This window comes from Streptomyces sp. NPDC059866, from assembly GCF_042731325.1.
GTDB lineage: Bacteria > Actinomycetota > Actinomycetes > Streptomycetales > Streptomycetaceae > Streptomyces > Streptomyces flavusporus.
Genome location: NZ_JBHWJT010000031.1, coordinates 32,799 through 48,872, shown reverse-complemented (window position 1 = coordinate 48,872; position 16,074 = coordinate 32,799). Strand labels below are relative to the sequence as shown.

Below are 16,074 nucleotides of genomic sequence, written 5' to 3'. Positions count from 1 at the left end.
ATCGGGAACGGCACCGGGCAGGTCAGACCGGGCCATTTAGTGGAAGCCGCACCACGGTGGTGCCGGGCGTCACTGGGCTTCCGCACGGTGTGCGGTCTTCCTTTCTCGGTCTGTCGTGGGGTCGGGGGCCGAATATGGCGATCGCAGCGGTGGCTGCGAGGACGGCCTGTGTGCTGTAGGGCAGGCCGATCCGGTTCCAGGCGAAGAGCACGTGATGAGCCAGAACGTCACGCAGCCCGCGGCGGAGCTGTCCGGAGTCTGCGAGTCGGGCCAGCTCGCTTCCGGCGTCGGCGTAGGCGCTGGCCCATTCCGCAGCGTGGGCCAGTGGTCCACCCGCGCGCATCATTTCCTCTCCGTTCACCGAGAGGAATCGGTGAACGGCGGAAAGCAGTCGGTCGCTGTTGCCCTGTTCGGTGCGGGGCGGCAGCGCGCGGTGCGCGCCGACGCGCGCCCAGACGTCGCCCTGCTCGTACCAGTCCAGTCCGGCCGAGCGCATCATGAGGCTGCACAGCATGAGGGATGTCTCGCGGCGGTGTCTCCCGGCGTCGCTCTGGAGGAAGTCGATGAGGCTTCGGCTGTCGCGGTGGAAGAGGCGGTGGGCGGATGCCATCGCTTCGTCGCCGCCGAAGGCGCGACTCTCGGGTTCGTAGATGTTCTCCGTCCAGGCTGTGATGGAACCCTCGGTGATCAGGAAGTCGAGGCCCTGGCTGATGCGGTCCTGCCCGTCGGCAGCGGGCAGGTAGCGCACGCGCCAGCAAGGGTGCTTTCGCATGATGAACCACGCGGTGAGTGCGCCGTCGTCCTCTGCGGCGCGTAGGAGAGGGGTGAGTCGGGCCAGTGCGACGCTCTCGGCGCGCTCCCAGTCCGGAAACGCGACGTTGGCCTGGCACCAGGTTGGTGAGGTCATGAGGGGATCTCCGAGGTGTTCACGCTAGGGCGAGGAAGGTGTCCCAGTGCGGTGCGGGCGCGCTGTCCGTGCCGAAGGTGTGTAGGGCGAGGGCCGCGCCGGCCGCTCCGTCGAGGAGTTCCGGGTCGCGGTCGTCCTGGTCGAGCGCGGTGATCAGACGGTCGGCCAGGCGCGGCAGCTCCCCAGCGATCTCGGTGTTGTCCGTCTCGGTGGCCATCCGCCACGCGGCGTGCAGGAGTCCGGCCATGCCGTGGCACAGGCCGATCTCGGGGAGCTTGTCCAGCTGAAGCGGGTCGCGCAGGGTCGCGAGGATCGCGTTCTCGGCGGTCTGCACGCGGGCTGGGTCTCGGAGGGCGAGTCCGGCCAACTGCTGGGCGCGGGCGGTGCCGCTGACTCCGTAGCACCAGGAGGGGCGGGGGCGAAGGGCGGCATGGACGTGGTGGTCGGTCGCCTGCTGCATCGAGATATAGCCCGGCCACCACGGGGAGGTGTCGTCGTCTTGACGCCATTGGTCGGTCCAGGCACAGATCCGCTCGACCGCATCGACCATGCCGGGCACGGCCAGATCGCGCAGCAGGGCCAGGGACAACACGGAGAGGGCGGACCCGATGCCGTGGGAGAGCCCGAAGTTCCCGTGTCCGCCGGGGTAGTCGATGTGGGGTGAGCCAGTGGGCGCGACGTTCATCCACCACGGCGGCAGTCCGGCCGGATCGGGCAGGGGCTCGGTCAGGCGCACCAGGTAGGCCAGGACGTCCCGGGTGACCTCGTGGTCGGGATGGCGGCTCAGGTGGTATGCCCCCAGCCCTGACAGGCCCTGGATCAGGTCGAATTCCTCCATGGGTGGCCGCTCGGCGCGGTTGATGCGCTGATGGGCCTCGGCCAGACGCTTCCGGGTGGCGGTGAAGGTCGCCGTGTCCAGACGTTCCAGGACGCGCAGGTACCGGCTCGATGCGCTGGCCGCGCAGTGCGTGATGAACGCGAGGGCGGGAGCGCCGAAGTACAGATTCGCGTTGGCCGCTGCGCTCACTTCGCCGTACACGGCCGTGGCCAGCCAGGTGTGCGCGGTGTCCCAGCCGCCAAGGCCGGCCCGGGCGCGCTCGATGTGCAGCAGGGCGATGCCCGAGGCTCCTCCGGCGAGGGACTGCGGCCAGGCGCGAGCGCCGTCGGGTCGGCCGCCGAGCCATACGGTGCTCGGATCGGCCAGTGCACGGGCCAGATGGTCAGCGGTGGACAGCGCGGCGAGGGCAGGGGCTGCCGTGATCACGATGTCCTCCTTGCTCGGGCCGTCCAGCTCAGGGCGGCAGCTCTGGCCAGGTGCAGGTGCGTGCGCTCCTCGGGCAGGCCCGGCCCGCACATCCGGACGTGGTGGAGGTGCAGCAGGTCCGGTAGCACATCGTGGGGGTGCGTGGCCGTGCCCTCGAGCGCGCGGCGGTACGCAGCCAGTGCCACACGACGCGCGGACCAGGCCGTGGTGACGCGCTCGTCCAGGCCCGAGGGGTCGGAGTTGACCAGGTCGACGGCTTGCCGGTAGACGGCACGGGGCGGAGTAGCCTGGTCGGTGCGGGTGCGCTTGATGAGCCAGCGCATCGCCGCAGCGTCCTCGCCGAGCAGGCCGGTGACGATGTCCACCATGCTCGCGGCCGTCATCGCGCGGGCATCCAGGGCGTTCTTCCTGGCCTGGGCGCAGAGTTGGGCCAGGGCGGCGGCGGAGTCGGCGGCGAAGTACTGCTCGGCCGCGTCGATCGCTGCGAGGCCGCCGAACCGCGCGGTCTCCGGGTGGTACGTCTCCACGCTGGCGTGCGTGATGAGACCGCTGTGCCGGAGCTGCTGGGTCCACTCACCGATGCGCTCGATGGCAGAGCCGAGGGTGCCGTGAGCACAGGTCAACCGGACACGGAGGTGGTGCTCGGGGTCGGGGTAGCGGACGAACCACCATCGGGGGTCGCCCAGGTCTTCCAGCAGGGCTGGCAGGTGCCGGGTCAGGATTGAGTTCTGCCGGTCGCGGTGTCCGTGGAGCTGGAGGTAGATGCGGTTGTCGCAGCCGGGCAGATGGCCGTGCTCACGGCTGACGACGTGGCCCGCTGACTGGACGGGGGTGACGTTCTGTTCTGCGGTCAGGAGGATGACGACTTCGTGGGCGCGGCCGCCGGTCCAGCCCAGATCCTGGGGTCCCGGTGCGGGGCGCAGCGTCACCGTGCCGTCGCGGTCGAGGTGCGTGCGCAGCAAGGCCCGGTGCGAGGGCTCCGTCAGGTCCAAGGCCATGCACTGGTCGGCCTCGCTCAGGTACACCCGCTCGGGCATATGCACGTCGCGGCGCCATTGGGTCAGGGCCTCGTCCCACTCTGACGACGGCGCCGGCGCGGCCGGGAGGTCGTCATAGACGAGGTGCCAGCGGGCCGGGGACAGAATCGTGCGTCCGTAGCGCAGCGCGGGCAGGAACGGCAGGTTGGACGCGGCCGTACCCCACATGAATCCGGTGCACGGGACGGCCAGCGCGACGGGTGCCTCGGCCAGGAACCGGGCCAGCGGATGGGTGTGATAGCCCAGGTCTACGGCGTTCAGCAGCAGCGTGTGCACCGGGCGCCGGCGGGAGAGCGAGACCAGGTGCAGCCGTTCGGCGTCGGCGGCCACCGCAAGGTCCGCGAGGGGAATAGGCCTGGTATCCGAGCCGTGGTAGTCGCCGAGGGAGATCACCAGATCGGTTACCTGTGGGGCACGCGCGACGTTCTCAGCCGGTGCGGACAACGGGGTGGAGCTGATCTGCGCGAGGAGCGCGCCCCGGTGCACTCCGGGCAATCCGGCGTACACCTCGGTCATGCGGCGGCGGTCCTCGTCGTTCAGCAAAGCCAGGAAGCGGCCGGTGGTCGTTCCTGCCGAGCGTGCCACCCCGACGACATGCAGAGTGAAGTCGCCCTGGTGCAGTGCCGGAAGGCTCGCGGCGTCGATGCGGACGGTCACCTCGGTGCTCGGCTGGACGGGGTGGCCGGGATCCGTGGTGGCCAGCTCTTCAAGTACGGCATCGTCAATCTCGACTTCCAGGCGGCGCTGCATCCCGGCGGCGTGAGCAAGCTTGATGAGCCGGCTGTCGCGGTCGGGCAGGGGAAACGGCGTCGGTGCGGTGGCGGATCCCAGGTAGCCGGACGGAAATCCGAGCGCGTCGACGGCGTCCACGACGGGGACGACTGACCGTGGCCCGTACCGCTCAAGGAACCGGCCGTGCCACTCAGCCCATCCGGTCAACGCCGCACGGGGCGCGAGGCGGGTGAGTGCTTTGGCCGCCGCTGCCGCCTCCTGGGCCACCTTCTCCGGGACGACCAGGTCCCAGTCCACCCGCAGGTCGAGCGCGGTCCTGGGGGACTCGCACAACTCTGCTGTCTCAGCGGGCGCAAGGTATCGGGTGTGGGCGCAGAGGGTGGCAAGCGGGTCGGTGGCCGTCATCGCCGGGCGGAGGCTGGTGATCAGGAATCGATGCCTGACCAGCCCCTCGACCAGCTTCTCAAGCGCGGCGAGCGGCGCGGTTGGGAAACTGGCGGAGAGCCTCGCCGTGAGGTCGCTCCACAGGATCGGAGTTCGCGCGCCGTCCAAGGCTTTGCGGACCGGTCCGGTCACGCGTATCTGCACGTGTTCGGAAGCGCCGTCGCGGGTGCTCCGTGGGCGGTGCTCGATCACCACGCACCCGTCTCGCTCGACGACGAGGCTGGACGTGACCAGCGTCAGGTGGGGTCGCAGGCCACTGTGCTCCTCGAACCGGTCGATGAGGGCAGCGAGCCATGCCGCGTCGGGTCTGGCGGATACCTGGTGTCCGGTGCCCACGCGCAGCGCAGGGGCGTCGCCTATTCGCGCGGTCGTGACCCCAGCGAACAGACCGAAGGGGGTGGCGCGCGTGCGGGCCCGCAGCAGGTAGCGCAGCACGGAGAGCACCGTGCGGCGTACGGCGGCGTCCGGCAACGGCTGACCGGCGCAGACCTGGCCAACCCGACTGGCGAGATCCGGGCTTGCGGCTTTGACGGCGGTCGCGAAGTCGGCTGTCTGCCAGGTCTGTTGCAACCACGCCCGCCACGACGCCGTGTTCGCGCCCGGGCCTACCAGCTCGGGCCAGACCACCTTGCGGTCGGAGTCCCACACGGCTGCCCGTACCACTGCTGCATCAACGTAGCGATACACACACCCCTCCAGTGGTCGAGCGGTGCCCGGCCACACCCATGGGTCAGGCGCGGTCGGACACCGCGATCACGCGGTCTGTGCTGTTACGGGCAGCTCGTACACGCCGACTGGCACGTCGAGCCGCAGCCATCGTTCGTCAGACGGATGAGCTGATCCGCGGCGGGGCCGCCCTCGACGATCGTGATGTCCAGCTCGAAGTCGTCCTGTCCGGACGCCCCCTGTTCGGCGACCGGCTGAGCAACCGGGCGCTCCATCTGAACGGTCATACATGCCTCCTTGGCAGTGAGTGATGGTGCAAGGAGCCGGGGCCCGGGATCGGGCCCCGGAGTCTTAGTGCCAGGACACCGCCACGATGCCGTGCCGCTTCAGCACGCTGTTCTCGGGCAGAGTCGACGGGGCGGGACCCGGCAGGAACCTGATCGTTGCCGCTCCCCGGCAGCGGTGGTTCTCGGCCCAGCGCCGCAGCAGTTTCAGGTACTCGTCCGCAAGAGCCTCGGCCTGCGGACCGTGAGCGACCACGCCGCTCTCGAACCCGCCGGTGTCCTCGTTCTCGCGGCGGGTGCGATACGCGATGCTGTCCTCGCTGACCAGCGCCGGCACCCCGAGCAGCGCCGATGTTTCCACGAACCCGCTGTCGACGATCTCTTTGGACGCGTGCAGCCGGGCCGCGCTCGACAGATGAAGCGTGAGGTACAGCTCCAGCTCGTCGGGCAGGTCGTAGGCAGCCCCCGACCAGAACTCCCGCCTGGGAGTGTCAAGGGCCTGATTCAGTGCCTTCGTGTTGAGGGGAACCCGCTCGTCGTCGGTCTGGACCACGACGCCGTCGCGCAGCAGCGCCTTGCGTTCCTTGGCGGCTCCCTCGCCCTGCATGGGCACGAAGCGCGCCAGACGGTAGGAGCGGCTGATCAGACCCTCGCCGTCGCGGTCGAACGCGATCGAACGGGTCGTGCCGCGCACGGTCAGCGGGACGACGAGCCTGCCGTTCCCCGTCAGCTCCTTGATCCACGACGGGGGGATGTCCCACGCGGCCGCGGTGACGATGATCCGGTCGTACGGCGCGTCGTCAGGAACACCGGCCTCGGCATCGGCGAGGACCGTTTTCACCTGTCCGTATCCGGCATCGTCCAGGCAGCGACGGGCGCGGTCGACGACGTCACGGTCGATGTCGACGGTGGTGACCACGCCATCATTGCCCACGAGTTCCTGGATGAGTGCGGCGTTGTAGCCGCCGGAGCCGATCTCCAGGACCTTCATGCCGGGCTTGATGTCGGCCTGCTCCAACATCACGGCCTGGAGGTGTGCGGCAGACATGACGCTGAGGTTCAGGCCATTTTCGTCCTTCTTGACGGGCACGGTGCTGTGAAGGTCGTAGGCAAGGTCGAGCGGTGCTTCGGGGGCGAACCGGTGCCGGGGCACCACGGCGAAGGCAGCAGCGACAGGCTCAGACGTGATCGCGTCCTGGTCATGGAGTGCGCGGACCATATCCGCGCGAAGCGCGTCGGCATCGCGCACGGTCGAGTTGTCGGTAGCAGTCATTCGATCACTCTCTCTGTACGGGAGTTAGTAGTGCATCGGTTACGGAGTGTGCAGGCTAGTGATTGCCTTCCATCCTTCTCGGCAGCGCGCCGAGAGCACGGGCATGATCAGAGATGACCGAAACGGCGCCCTCGCCGTCTCGGCGCTGACCAGAGGCACCGCCTTGCCGCTCGATGGCTCGGGCCGGTGCCTCCGAGCCACCGAGCGGCCAACTATGTGGCGGTCGAGCGCAGCGCGAGGCAGGCGAGAGAGCCGCCCAGCTCGTAGCGGACAACCTGCCCCCACCCGTGCAAGAGCTCGGCGATCTCGTATTCCGTCATGCCGCCAGGTTGTTCCGCGCGTTCACCCACGACGGGGACCACGAGGTACAGCAATCCCCCCGGCCGCAGCCAGTACTCCCTGACGCGGCGAACCCACTCGTACGGCTTGTCGAGGAAGGGCAGGACGAGGCGGCACACCACGAGGTCGATGCCGTGCGGCGGCAGGCCGGGCGGATCGCCCTCGTTAAGGTCGTGGTACAGGTAGCGAACGCCAGGCAAAGGTGTGCGGCGGGCCGCAGCAAGGGCGGCCTCGGCGTAGTCGAGTCCGGTGACGTCGTAACCGAAGCGGTAGAGCTGACGGCTGAAGACGCCGCTGCCGCAACCGACGTCCACGGCCACGTGACCGCGCCGTACGCCCAGGCGCCGGGTGAAGTGCTCCAACTCCACGTCGGTCAGCATGTGGTAACTGCGGCCCTCCATCGCCCAGCGTTCCACGTCGTGCGGGCCGGGCTGGTGAACGGCGTCGTCATGCCGCGCCCTCCAGAAGGGCGAGCTGCGCCGGGTCGTCATCGCGACCGGACTGCTCGGTCTCTGGCTCGCGGCCGTGGCGGTGCCGCAGGGCTTCGTGGGCGGAGGCGTGCGGAGGCAGGCCGACGCTGGCCCGTCGCGCATCCAGGTGCTCCGGGTCCTGAGTCAGCAGCGTGTCCACGCCGGTGGGCCCGCGGCGGTGTTGTGTGCCGTACAGCTGGGGCTGCCCCGCGTTGACGGCACACCGGTCGTGAAGGTGCGCCCACTGCTGGATGGGTGCCTCCCCGCGTTCCACGGCGGTGGCCAGCATGCGAAGCGCGAGCCGCTGGAAGTCCGCGAGGTGATCTGCTTGCAGGGCGAGCTGCCACGCGGCCTCAGCCCCGTCCTCGCCGACCAGGCTCCTGCCCGGCCATCCGTGTTCGCCGACGATCCGCCGGAGGACCTGAGCGTTGGCGTGGTCGTGGTGGCGTCCCATGTCGATTTCGGACTGGCTCAAGAGCCCGCGGGCGAGCCTGGAGTGGTAATCCCGTGCTCTTTCGGCACGGCTGATCAGATCACGGGCGATGTCGGGCCGCTGCGGTTGCGTGGGCATGGTCAGACTCCGAACTGGACGGCGTTCATGAGGCGGTCTCTCCCATCAGGTCGAGGATCGCGAGGATGGCGAGGGCGAACCGTCGGAGGTGGCCCAGCGCGTCATGGGGGTGGGGATGCTCGGCGCTCAGGTAGATCAGTCGCCGCATCGCCTCCACCGGATACGGCCGCACGAGATACGGAACGACCTCTACGATCTTGGTGGTCGTCTTCCGGAACCGCTCCACGATGGTCGTGATCTCGTGTGGCGCGGGGCGCGCGTACTCGTCTAGTACAGCGTCCAGGTCGTCGTACAGCTGCTCGTCAATCGCCTCGCTGGCGAGGGAGCGGCGCAGGGAGTAGAGGAGCGTGCCCAGCGTCTCGTGATCGTTGGAGGCTGGCCGGGTCAGCAACTGCGCGGCCACGCCGGCCGTCACTGCAACCATCACGATCTCCTTTCGGGGATCGCGAGGGAGCACCACGTCATCGTCCCGTCGGGACTAGTGCCCCACTCCTTCGCGATGGCGGCGACGAGTAACAGCCCCCGGCCACTCTCGTCCGCCTCGCCCGCGCAACGCAGACGGGCCGGGGTCGGCGATCCGTCGGTGACTTCGATGCGAAGTTCGTGGGCGGCGCGCCGCATCCTCAGGCCAACCGAATTTCCCTCAGCGTGCTGGATGGCGTTGGTAACCAGCTCGGAGACGACGAGCTCAACGTCGTCGGTCAGCACGGTCAGGTGCCAGTGACGCAGGTGGGCTGCCGTGATCCGTCTCATCTGCCCAACGCGGGACTCGGCCGGAAGGAAGTCGACCTCGAAGCCACTCGCGGCGATGTGATCTGGGGCTGAGGCGACCGAGGCGAGGGCCGTGGTGGGGGTCATCGGCGTTCTCCAGAGTCGAGGGCCGGGGCCGCCATTGAGTCCGCGGGCGTGTTCAGGCCAGCACTCTCAGCAAGGGGCTGTACGAGCCTCGCAACGGCCGTGTTCCAGATCGACCCCCGTTGCGATCTCGGATCCACGCCGGAAGTGGACGGCGTCCCTCGGCTCTTCCTCGGAATCACCTCGGTTTCACTGACTACCGCCTGCAGCGGGCAAGTTGATGGGGTAACGGTTCTACCGTCAGACGTAGTGACGTGCTGAACGTACGGGATGAGGGGGGCGCCATGCGCACGCTGCTCCGGTACCTGCTCGACCAGCGGGAGTGGCGTGACCACGACGCCTTCCTGCCGTATTTCAAGCAGGCCGCCCGTGAGCTGGCGGACTTTGAGGGGAAGCCGTCGTTGGCCACCCTCGCTCCCGCAAAAGCCACCTTCGAGGCTTGGTACTACGGAAAGCGCCAGCCACAGCGTGACGCTCGCAGAGTGCTGGTTCGCATGTTCGGCTACAGCATCGAGCAGCTCTGGAGCGAGGTCCTTGAGGGAACCACCCCGGCTCCCGTCCCACTGTTCGGCACGCCACAGACCCAAGGCCGTACCGAAGTCGGTATGGATCTGCACGAGATGAGAAGGACGGGCGCAATGGCCGCCCGGCGCGCAATGGACTTCGCTGAACCGCGGTCTCGTGCAGACGTGGAGCAGACCGTCGCACGATCCATTGCTTCGGCCACAGCCACACCGCGGACCGAGTACGCGGTCGCGATCGCCGAGCGGATGAGCAACGAAGTGATCGGGTTCGGCCGCCTGGCCATGGACCCTCACCAGCAGCGCGCGGCCACCTTCGGCTTCGCGCTGCGCCCCAACGCTTGGGGGATGGGCTACGGCATCGAGACCATCGAACTCCTGCTTGGCCTCGGCTTCGAGGACCTGAATCTCCACAGGGTCTGGAGTGCCCGCTCGCCGCTCAACGAGGCGTCGGCGCGAACGATGCAAAAGGCCGGCATGGTTGAGGAGGGCCGCATCCGCGAGCACATCGAGAAGGGTGCGAAGTGGCGTGACTCCATCGTCCACTCGATCCTCGAGCACGAGTGGAGGAGCCGAGCACCCAAGACCAACGAGTGACGGTCCGCGATAGTAGGCACGACTAACGGCAGGGCGCAGCGCGCCTGACGCGAGTGCTGCGGCCGCAAAGCTGTCCGTGCCCCCGCCCGGCGGGGTCGCCTCTTGGAGCCTGGTCATGCACCCATCGCACCGCGCTGCGAAGCCGCCTACCAGGGGAATCCAGCGGGGGAAAAATCTGTCAAGGGGGGAAATCCAGAGGGGAATTGAGGCCATGATTGGATTCCGCCCACGACAGAGGTCACACTTATGCCAGATCCGTTCGCCGAACTACTCCTCCGGCTCCGGAAGGAAGCAGGCCGGACGCAAGAGCAGCAGGCAGACGCGATCAACGCTGTCTCCGGCCGGGACACCATGACCCGCCGGGAGGTCAGCCGCTATGAGAAGTTTGAGAACGTCCCTACCAACCACACACTCGCCCACATCGCGGTGGCCTGCGGCGTCCCCTTCGAGGAACTACTGCGGGAGGCCAAGGCCGCCCGCGCCCGACGGAGGAAGGGGCACGTCCGTGAAGTGGAGGACCAGGACGACGTGAAGCGCCGCGAGCTGCTGGGCAGCGCCGTCATCGGCTTGAGCGCAGCTGCCGAGCCCTGGGGGCGGCTCGCCTTCGCCCTCAGCAAGGGCTCCAAGATCGATACGCCCTCTGCGGTCGCGCTCATCAACCGAGCTGCTGAACTGCACGTCCAGGAACTCAACCTCAGTGCTCGCCGCCTGCAAAGCACTGTCGAGTCGCACCTTGACGCGATCACTGCGGCTCTGCCTCACGCCGGCGAACACGAACGGGCTCTTACCATCGCCGCCGGAGAAACCGCCGCCCTTGCCGGATGGGTAGCCTGGGACCGGGGCGAGCACGACAAGGCCGGCGCCTACTACGACGTCACGTCTGAGTGCGCGGCGAAGGCTGGGCATCCTCCCCTCCGAGCCTTGGCCCTCACCTACGCCAGCTACGGGGCCCCCACGCCGAAGAAGAAACTGGAACTCCTGTCCCAAGCTGTCCTGGATGTGCGCGGCCACGGCAACGCGACCGCCGCAGCGTGGGTCCTCGGCAGACAGGCAGAGGAAGCTGCCGCGCTCGGCGACGAGGCAGAGGCACTGCGTGCGCTGGATCGAGCATGCTTCGCTTACGACTTCGCGGATCACACCAGCGAGCAGGCGTGGGTTCGGTTCGTGACGCCGTACCGGATGGATTCCTTGGCTCTGTCCGTGTACGGGCAGTTGGGGCGATCCGAACTCACCGCCACGGCCGACACCGCGGTCCAACGCCTCGGGGACGAACTACCGGACGGCGGCGTCGTCGTACTCGGTGATCTTGCCTCGGCCTTGCTGCGCGGAGGCGACATCGAACAAGGCGTCTACGTATCACGCCAGTTCACGGCCGCGTCACAAGCCAAGCCCAACACGATGGGCAAAGAACGCGCCGCGACAATCGCCGTGTGGCTCCCTGATAGTGAGAGGGAACTCGCCCTTCACTTACGGCAGTTCGCGTCCTGAGCCGATCCCCTCATTCGGTACACGGGCAAGCCCAGGACACGAACGCCGTCACGCGGCACGTCGCTCGTCAGTCCCGCGTCGTCTCCTCAACAACCCAGGACAGGTACGCCTCTGACCCGCCGGTCACAGGCAGCGTGATCCACTGGGGAACCTCGTACGGGTGCTTCTCGGACAGCCACGCCTCCAGCTGCGGAAGACGGTCTGTCGTCGTCATATACGAGATACGCCACTCACGCGCCGTTTCGACCTTGTTCTTCCACCAGTAGACGGCGGTAATCGGCGCGTCGATATGAACGCCGGCTGCCAACTTGCTCTCGACCGCACCCCGTGCCAGCGCCCTTGCCTGGTCCTCTTCATCGATGGTCGTCTGCGCGATCACAACTTCGTTGGCCATGCAACTACCTCTCCCGCTCGGTGTACCGCGACCCTACCCAGCCGCCTGTGGTACTCGCCCGTTCCCCGTCGTTTCAGGTGTGGGGCCCAGCACCTCAGGCAGAGCCTGGGCTGGCATGATTCGCTGCATGACTGAGGGTGGGGAAGCCGCAACCGAACCAGCGCCGGTGTCGCTCACAAAGACCCCGAAGAAGGGCTGGCGACGCATACCGATGTGGGCTGCTGTCGGCGGCGTCGTGGCTGTCACCGCTGGCGTCGCACTTTGGGTGTGGGCTCCGTGGGTCGACCGCAGCCCGTTCACCGCCTACACGGTAGGGGTACAGGACGAGGAGCACACCGTTCCGGGCTCGACACCAGACAGCTGCGTCCGCACGGCCGCCTCCGAAGAAGAGACCGTCATATACGACGAGGACGGCAAGAGACTGGCCTCCGGACGCGCCGAGCGAGAAGGCGAGCGCCTGGGCCTCGAGTTCGGAGAGTGGGCTGGGGACTGCCTGATCGTGACTCGAATCGACGACATCCCCGGGGGCATGGGGACGTACCTGACTGAATGGGGCGGAGGCAGCCGCAACGAAATCTCGGAAGAGGAGCTGCGCCTTCCCTTGGAACAGCGTCGCGAGCGGTTCAAGACGATGGAGAAGCCGGAGTAACCCGCGTGCGGTCTACCGGTAGCGGCGCGCAGGCGTCAGCCACGTCACCGCCATCACCCACTCCGCTTCCTCGTCTTCCTCACCCCGGTCGTCCGGGGCCGGGGCTTGGCGAACTTGATCGATCTGCCGCTCGATGCCGCGCAGGTTCTCCTGAAGGTCCATGGTCGCTACGCCGTCCACGGTGACCTTCAGCGGGTCGGCGAGGAGCTTGGCGTGGCGCTCGCCCAGTACCTCAAGCGCGACGGCGCGCACCCACCGCAGGCGGAAGAAGCGGCGTTCCAGATCGGCCAGGTCGGTATCCGGGCCGAGCTGCGCGAGCAGCCACGACCGCTGGAACTCGTCAACCAGGTTCACATCCCTCATTACGAGGTACGGCCCGGATCCGGACGGGGAACCAGCTTTGGGCCGTACGCGTGAGCGTATTACGCAGATGACGAGCGTCCCCGTCGCGACGCAGCTGGTTGGCGCCGTTTGCGCCCTGTGGACGCACCGCGCCCGGCGGTAGTACCAAAACATGACGCGACACCGCCCGTATCCCAGCGATCTATCCGATGCCCGCTGGGAACTGCTGGATGAGGGGCCTCGCGTTTTCCGGACAGGTGTCTGACCTTTCATTTCACGCGGCGATTCGCAACTTCTCGTACTCGGCGTGGACTTCGCGCGGAGGTCGGTAACCCACTGCCGAGTGAAGGCGTTTGCGATCGTACCAGAAATCGATGTACCGGGTGATGCCCTGCCGGGCTGCTTCGCGGGTCAGGTAAGTCACGCGTGATACACGCTCGTTCTTCAGGGATCCGAAGAACGATTCGGCCATGGCGTTGTCGAAGCAGATCCCGGTACGCCCGGCAGACCTGCGAAGCCCGAGCCGGTCAAGTGTCTCCGCGAACTCGGCGGACATGTAATTACTTCCGCGGTCCGAATGGAATATCGCCTCCTTGGCGAGCCTTCTGTTCCGGGCCGCGTTACGTATGGCCCCGGATATCAGAGAGGTTTGGTAGTGGTCGTCCATCGCGTAACCGATCACATCCTTCGTGCAGCAGTCGATGACCATCGCGAGGTACAGCCAGCCTTCCCCGGTCGCGATGTAGGTGATGTCGCGGACGAGCTTTTTGCCGGGCGCATCCGCCGTGAAGTCGCGGCCGACGAGGTCCGGCACCTGGCTGGCCGCGGCCTGCGTGAGGCCAAACCTCCTCGGCCGGGGCTGGCACGGCACCAAGCCCAGTTCACGCATGAGACGGCGGACCAGCTCCGGGCCCGCGGCGACGCCCCAACGGTCCAGCTGGGCCTGGATGCGCCGGTGCCCGTAGGTGTCATCGGACATGTCGAAGGCTTTCGTGATGAGCAGCTTCAGTTCGTCACGCCGTTGGGCCGTCGCGGATTCCGGGCGGGATCGCCAGTCGTAGTAGCCGGATCTGGATACGCCGAGTCGGCCGCACATGAACTCGACGCTGTATGCGTACTCCTCGGTGTCGAGCCGCATCTCGTCGATGGGGTTCAGCTCAAGTTCCCGGCGACTTAGGAGATCGTCTTGCTCGACCTCAACGCGATCTGGACGGCTTCCTCGCGGAACTCCGGCGAGTACTTACTGGGTGGCGCCACTTCATCCTCGTTTCCTGTTCAGGACAACCTTATTGGGTCCCTGTCCGGAAACTTCGGGGCCCCTCACGGGAGATGAAACAAGCCCTGGGACTGGCCCACTTCGAGGGCCGCACCTGGGGCGGCTGGCACCACCACGTCACCCTCGTCTCCGCCGCCCACGCATTCTGCGCCCTGCGACGGCTGGCACGAGACCCAAAAGACGCAGCGCGGGACTGAGTCCCTATCAGGCCATCTGCGAGCTGCAGACCCTCCTTGCCACCCGGACCGCTGTCTGCCCCACCTGCCACCGCGACATACCCACACCCATAAGAACCTGACCAAGCACTACTACTGCTGGATTCCGCTTTCAGTGGGTATAGCTGCTGGTAGCGGGGTGGTTGCGGGTGCTCGGGGGCGGGTGCTGGGTCATGGTGTTACGGGCACGGCCGGGCCGTGACGAGGGCGAGCAAGCGGTGGTTCACCGTCTGACGTCGGCCAGAAAGGCGCCGAAGGTTGTGGTGGAGCTGAGTTGGGACGGGTGGCTGGTCCCGCAGATCGCCGATGAGCTGCGGTGCAGTCAGAAGACGGTGCGCCGCTGGCTGCACCGCTTCAATCGCTTGGAGGGACTGGAGGATCTGGGCGGGCAAGGCCGCAAGCGAAGGATCACCGAGGCCGAGCGCTCGAGGATCGTCGGCCTGGTCAAGCTGACCCCGCCCGGGCGGCTGGAGGTGCAGCCGTCGAACGAGATGTGGGCCGCGGACGAGTCGGGACCCTCGGAGTGGACCCTGGACACGCTGGCCGCCGCGGCCCGGGACCTGGGCATCGAGGTCAGCCGCTCCCAGGTGCGCCGGATCTTGCTGGCCGAGGGAGTGCGCTGGCGGCGCACGCGCTCGTGGACCCGCTCGAAAGATCCGGACTTCGAGGGAAAAGGACGCGGATCGTCGCGCTCTACACCAGCCCGCCCGACGGCGCGACGGTGGTCTGCGCCGACGAGCTCGGCCCGGTGATCCCACGCGCATTCCCGCCGGCACCGGGCTGGTCACCGGACGGACACCGCATCAAGAACGAGATCGACTACTCCCGCGGACCGGAGAAGACCTGGGTCTACGGCGCCTTACGTGTCCGCGACGGCCACGAGGTCACGATGACCGCCACCTCCCGTAACAGTGTCTTCTACCAGCGGTTCCTCCAGCTGGTCGAGGACGCCAACCCGCACGGGGACATCTACGTGATCACCGACAATCTGTCCTCCCACAACAGCGTGTCCACCCGGACCTGGCTGGAGGACCATCCCCGCATCAGGCACGTGTTCATCCCGGTCGGCGCCTGCTGGCTCAACCTTCAAGAGGGCTGGTGGCGCATCTTCCGCAAGACCGCTCTGGCCGGCCGCTCCTTCGGCGATCGCGACCACATCGCCCACGCCACCCGCGTCGCCACCGACCAGCTCAACACCCGCGCCAGACCCTGGATCTGGGGCAAACCCGTACCACCCGCCCGAACCCTCAGACGCCGCTACACGTACATCGTTTGAGGAATCCAGCACTAGGCGTCCCGATCCTCGCCGAGCGGGCTTACGTGGGGGCCAGCTCGTGAGTGAAGAGACCCCTCAGACGCCCACCGGGCCGCGAGCTCACACCGACGCAGCGGACCGCGCGCTGTCCACGGCACGGGCACCGGCCGAGCGCGGCATCGCACGACTGAAGTCCTGGCGCATCTTCGGCAGATCCCGGGCAGGCCGCAGACTCTACGAAACTCGGGGGCAGCTCACCTCTACCTGCCGTACTGCAGCACCGAGTGTCACGCCAGCGGGCGACTGCCCCGGTGCGAGCACCCTCCGGGCTCGCGCCTGCCCCGTCAAGCAAGATCCGGACCACACTCGGGCCAACTCTCCGCTTACCGTGAAACCAACGCTCATTTTCCCTGGTCACGCCGCCATCCAGGATGTGCCACCAGTAGACGAAGAACATTCTTTGTTCCTACAGCCCGAAGAAGCTTGGGTTCTTCT

17 protein-coding genes and 1 pseudogene are annotated in these 16,074 nt (G+C 67.6%); 6 read left to right on the top strand and 12 right to left on the bottom strand.

From position 1 onward, the window contains the following. Nucleotides 1-22: 22 nt before the first annotated feature. From ACFV7R_RS36300 to ACFV7R_RS36260, 9 genes are all read right to left on the bottom strand, one after another. On the bottom strand, nt 23-907 hold the full coding sequence (locus ACFV7R_RS36300) for a thiopeptide-type bacteriocin biosynthesis protein (protein WP_385271547.1): 885 nt from the start codon (nt 905-907) through the stop codon (nt 23-25). Between the two features lie 19 nt (nt 908-926). Next, on the bottom strand, nt 927-2,171 hold the full coding sequence (locus tag ACFV7R_RS36295; protein WP_385271544.1) for a lanthionine synthetase C family protein: 1,245 nt from the start codon (nt 2,169-2,171) through the stop codon (nt 927-929). Then, nucleotides 2,168-5,071, bottom strand: coding sequence for a lantibiotic dehydratase (locus tag ACFV7R_RS36290; RefSeq protein ID WP_385271541.1), 2,904 nt, complete (start codon nt 5,069-5,071; stop codon nt 2,168-2,170). Before ACFV7R_RS36290 ends, ACFV7R_RS36295 begins: the two co-directional genes overlap by 4 nt. Before the next feature lie 83 nt (nt 5,072-5,154). After that, nucleotides 5,155-5,337: an FxLD family lanthipeptide gene (locus ACFV7R_RS36285; RefSeq protein WP_385271538.1), complete on the bottom strand. Its 183-nt coding sequence runs from the start codon at nt 5,335-5,337 to the stop codon at nt 5,155-5,157. A 64-nt stretch (nt 5,338-5,401) separates the two neighbouring features. Further along, the gene (gene fxlM, locus ACFV7R_RS36280) at nt 5,402-6,607 is read right to left on the bottom strand and encodes a methyltransferase, FxLD system (RefSeq protein WP_385271535.1); all 1,206 of its coding nucleotides are present in this window, start codon (nt 6,605-6,607) and stop codon (nt 5,402-5,404) included. Between the two features lie 212 nt (nt 6,608-6,819). After that, nucleotides 6,820-7,437 carry a class I SAM-dependent methyltransferase gene (locus ACFV7R_RS36275; RefSeq protein WP_385271532.1) on the bottom strand — a complete coding sequence of 206 codons (618 nt, stop codon included), beginning with the start codon at nt 7,435-7,437 and terminating at the stop codon, nt 6,820-6,822. Next, nucleotides 7,394-7,987 (bottom strand): DUF6624 domain-containing protein, encoded by a 594-nt coding sequence (locus ACFV7R_RS36270; protein WP_385271529.1) that lies wholly within the window; start codon nt 7,985-7,987, stop codon nt 7,394-7,396. Before ACFV7R_RS36270 ends, ACFV7R_RS36275 begins: the two co-directional genes overlap by 44 nt. Before the next feature lie 25 nt (nt 7,988-8,012). Next, nucleotides 8,013-8,411: a DUF6415 family natural product biosynthesis protein gene (locus tag ACFV7R_RS36265; RefSeq protein WP_385271525.1), complete on the bottom strand. Its 399-nt coding sequence runs from the start codon at nt 8,409-8,411 to the stop codon at nt 8,013-8,015. Continuing rightward, nucleotides 8,411-8,845 (bottom strand): ATP-binding protein, encoded by a 435-nt coding sequence (locus ACFV7R_RS36260; protein ID WP_385271522.1) that lies wholly within the window; start codon nt 8,843-8,845, stop codon nt 8,411-8,413. The genes ACFV7R_RS36265 and ACFV7R_RS36260 overlap by 1 nt, the downstream gene beginning before the upstream one ends. A 281-nt stretch (nt 8,846-9,126) precedes the next feature. Between ACFV7R_RS36260 and ACFV7R_RS36255 the strand changes: the two genes are divergently transcribed. Then, nucleotides 9,127-9,960, top strand: coding sequence for a GNAT family N-acetyltransferase (locus tag ACFV7R_RS36255; RefSeq protein WP_385271519.1), 834 nt, complete (start codon nt 9,127-9,129; stop codon nt 9,958-9,960). Between the two features lie 246 nt (nt 9,961-10,206). Then, the gene (locus tag ACFV7R_RS36250; protein ID WP_385271516.1) at nt 10,207-11,448 is read left to right on the top strand and encodes a helix-turn-helix transcriptional regulator; all 1,242 of its coding nucleotides are present in this window, start codon (nt 10,207-10,209) and stop codon (nt 11,446-11,448) included. 67 nt (nt 11,449-11,515) lie between these two features. Here ACFV7R_RS36250 and cutA read toward each other — a convergent pair whose 3' ends face one another. Beyond that, nucleotides 11,516-11,842: a divalent-cation tolerance protein CutA gene (cutA, locus tag ACFV7R_RS36245; protein WP_385271513.1), complete on the bottom strand. Its 327-nt coding sequence runs from the start codon at nt 11,840-11,842 to the stop codon at nt 11,516-11,518. Nucleotides 11,843-11,969: 127 nt separating this feature from the next. Between cutA and ACFV7R_RS36240 the strand changes: the two genes are divergently transcribed. Beyond that, on the top strand, nt 11,970-12,491 hold the full coding sequence (locus ACFV7R_RS36240; protein ID WP_385271510.1) for a hypothetical protein: 522 nt from the start codon (nt 11,970-11,972) through the stop codon (nt 12,489-12,491). Nucleotides 12,492-12,503: 12 nt separating this feature from the next. Here ACFV7R_RS36240 and ACFV7R_RS36235 read toward each other — a convergent pair whose 3' ends face one another. Both ACFV7R_RS36235 and ACFV7R_RS36230 read right to left on the bottom strand, forming a co-directional pair. Further along, nucleotides 12,504-12,845, bottom strand: a complete 342-nt coding sequence (locus ACFV7R_RS36235; RefSeq protein ID WP_385271507.1) for a hypothetical protein — start codon at nt 12,843-12,845, stop codon at nt 12,504-12,506. A 262-nt stretch (nt 12,846-13,107) separates the two neighbouring features. After that, complete coding sequence (locus tag ACFV7R_RS36230; protein ID WP_385271504.1) at nt 13,108-13,971, bottom strand: IS3 family transposase; 864 nt, start codon at nt 13,969-13,971, stop codon at nt 13,108-13,110. Between the two features lie 185 nt (nt 13,972-14,156). On the opposite strand from ACFV7R_RS36230, the pseudogene ACFV7R_RS36225 reads away from it, so the two are divergent. The 3 genes and pseudogenes from ACFV7R_RS36225 to ACFV7R_RS36215 all read left to right on the top strand — a co-directional run. Next, nucleotides 14,157-14,306: pseudogene (locus ACFV7R_RS36225) on the top strand (IS701 family transposase); the annotation flags it as partial. A gap of 278 nt (nt 14,307-14,584) precedes the next feature. Beyond that, on the top strand, nt 14,585-15,076 hold the full coding sequence (locus ACFV7R_RS36220; RefSeq protein ID WP_385271501.1) for a helix-turn-helix domain-containing protein: 492 nt from the start codon (nt 14,585-14,587) through the stop codon (nt 15,074-15,076). Further along, nucleotides 15,046-15,600 carry a transposase gene (locus ACFV7R_RS36215; protein ID WP_385271498.1) on the top strand — a complete coding sequence of 185 codons (555 nt, stop codon included), beginning with the start codon at nt 15,046-15,048 and terminating at the stop codon, nt 15,598-15,600. The genes ACFV7R_RS36220 and ACFV7R_RS36215 overlap by 31 nt, the downstream gene beginning before the upstream one ends. Nucleotides 15,601-16,074: the final 474 nt, after the last annotated feature.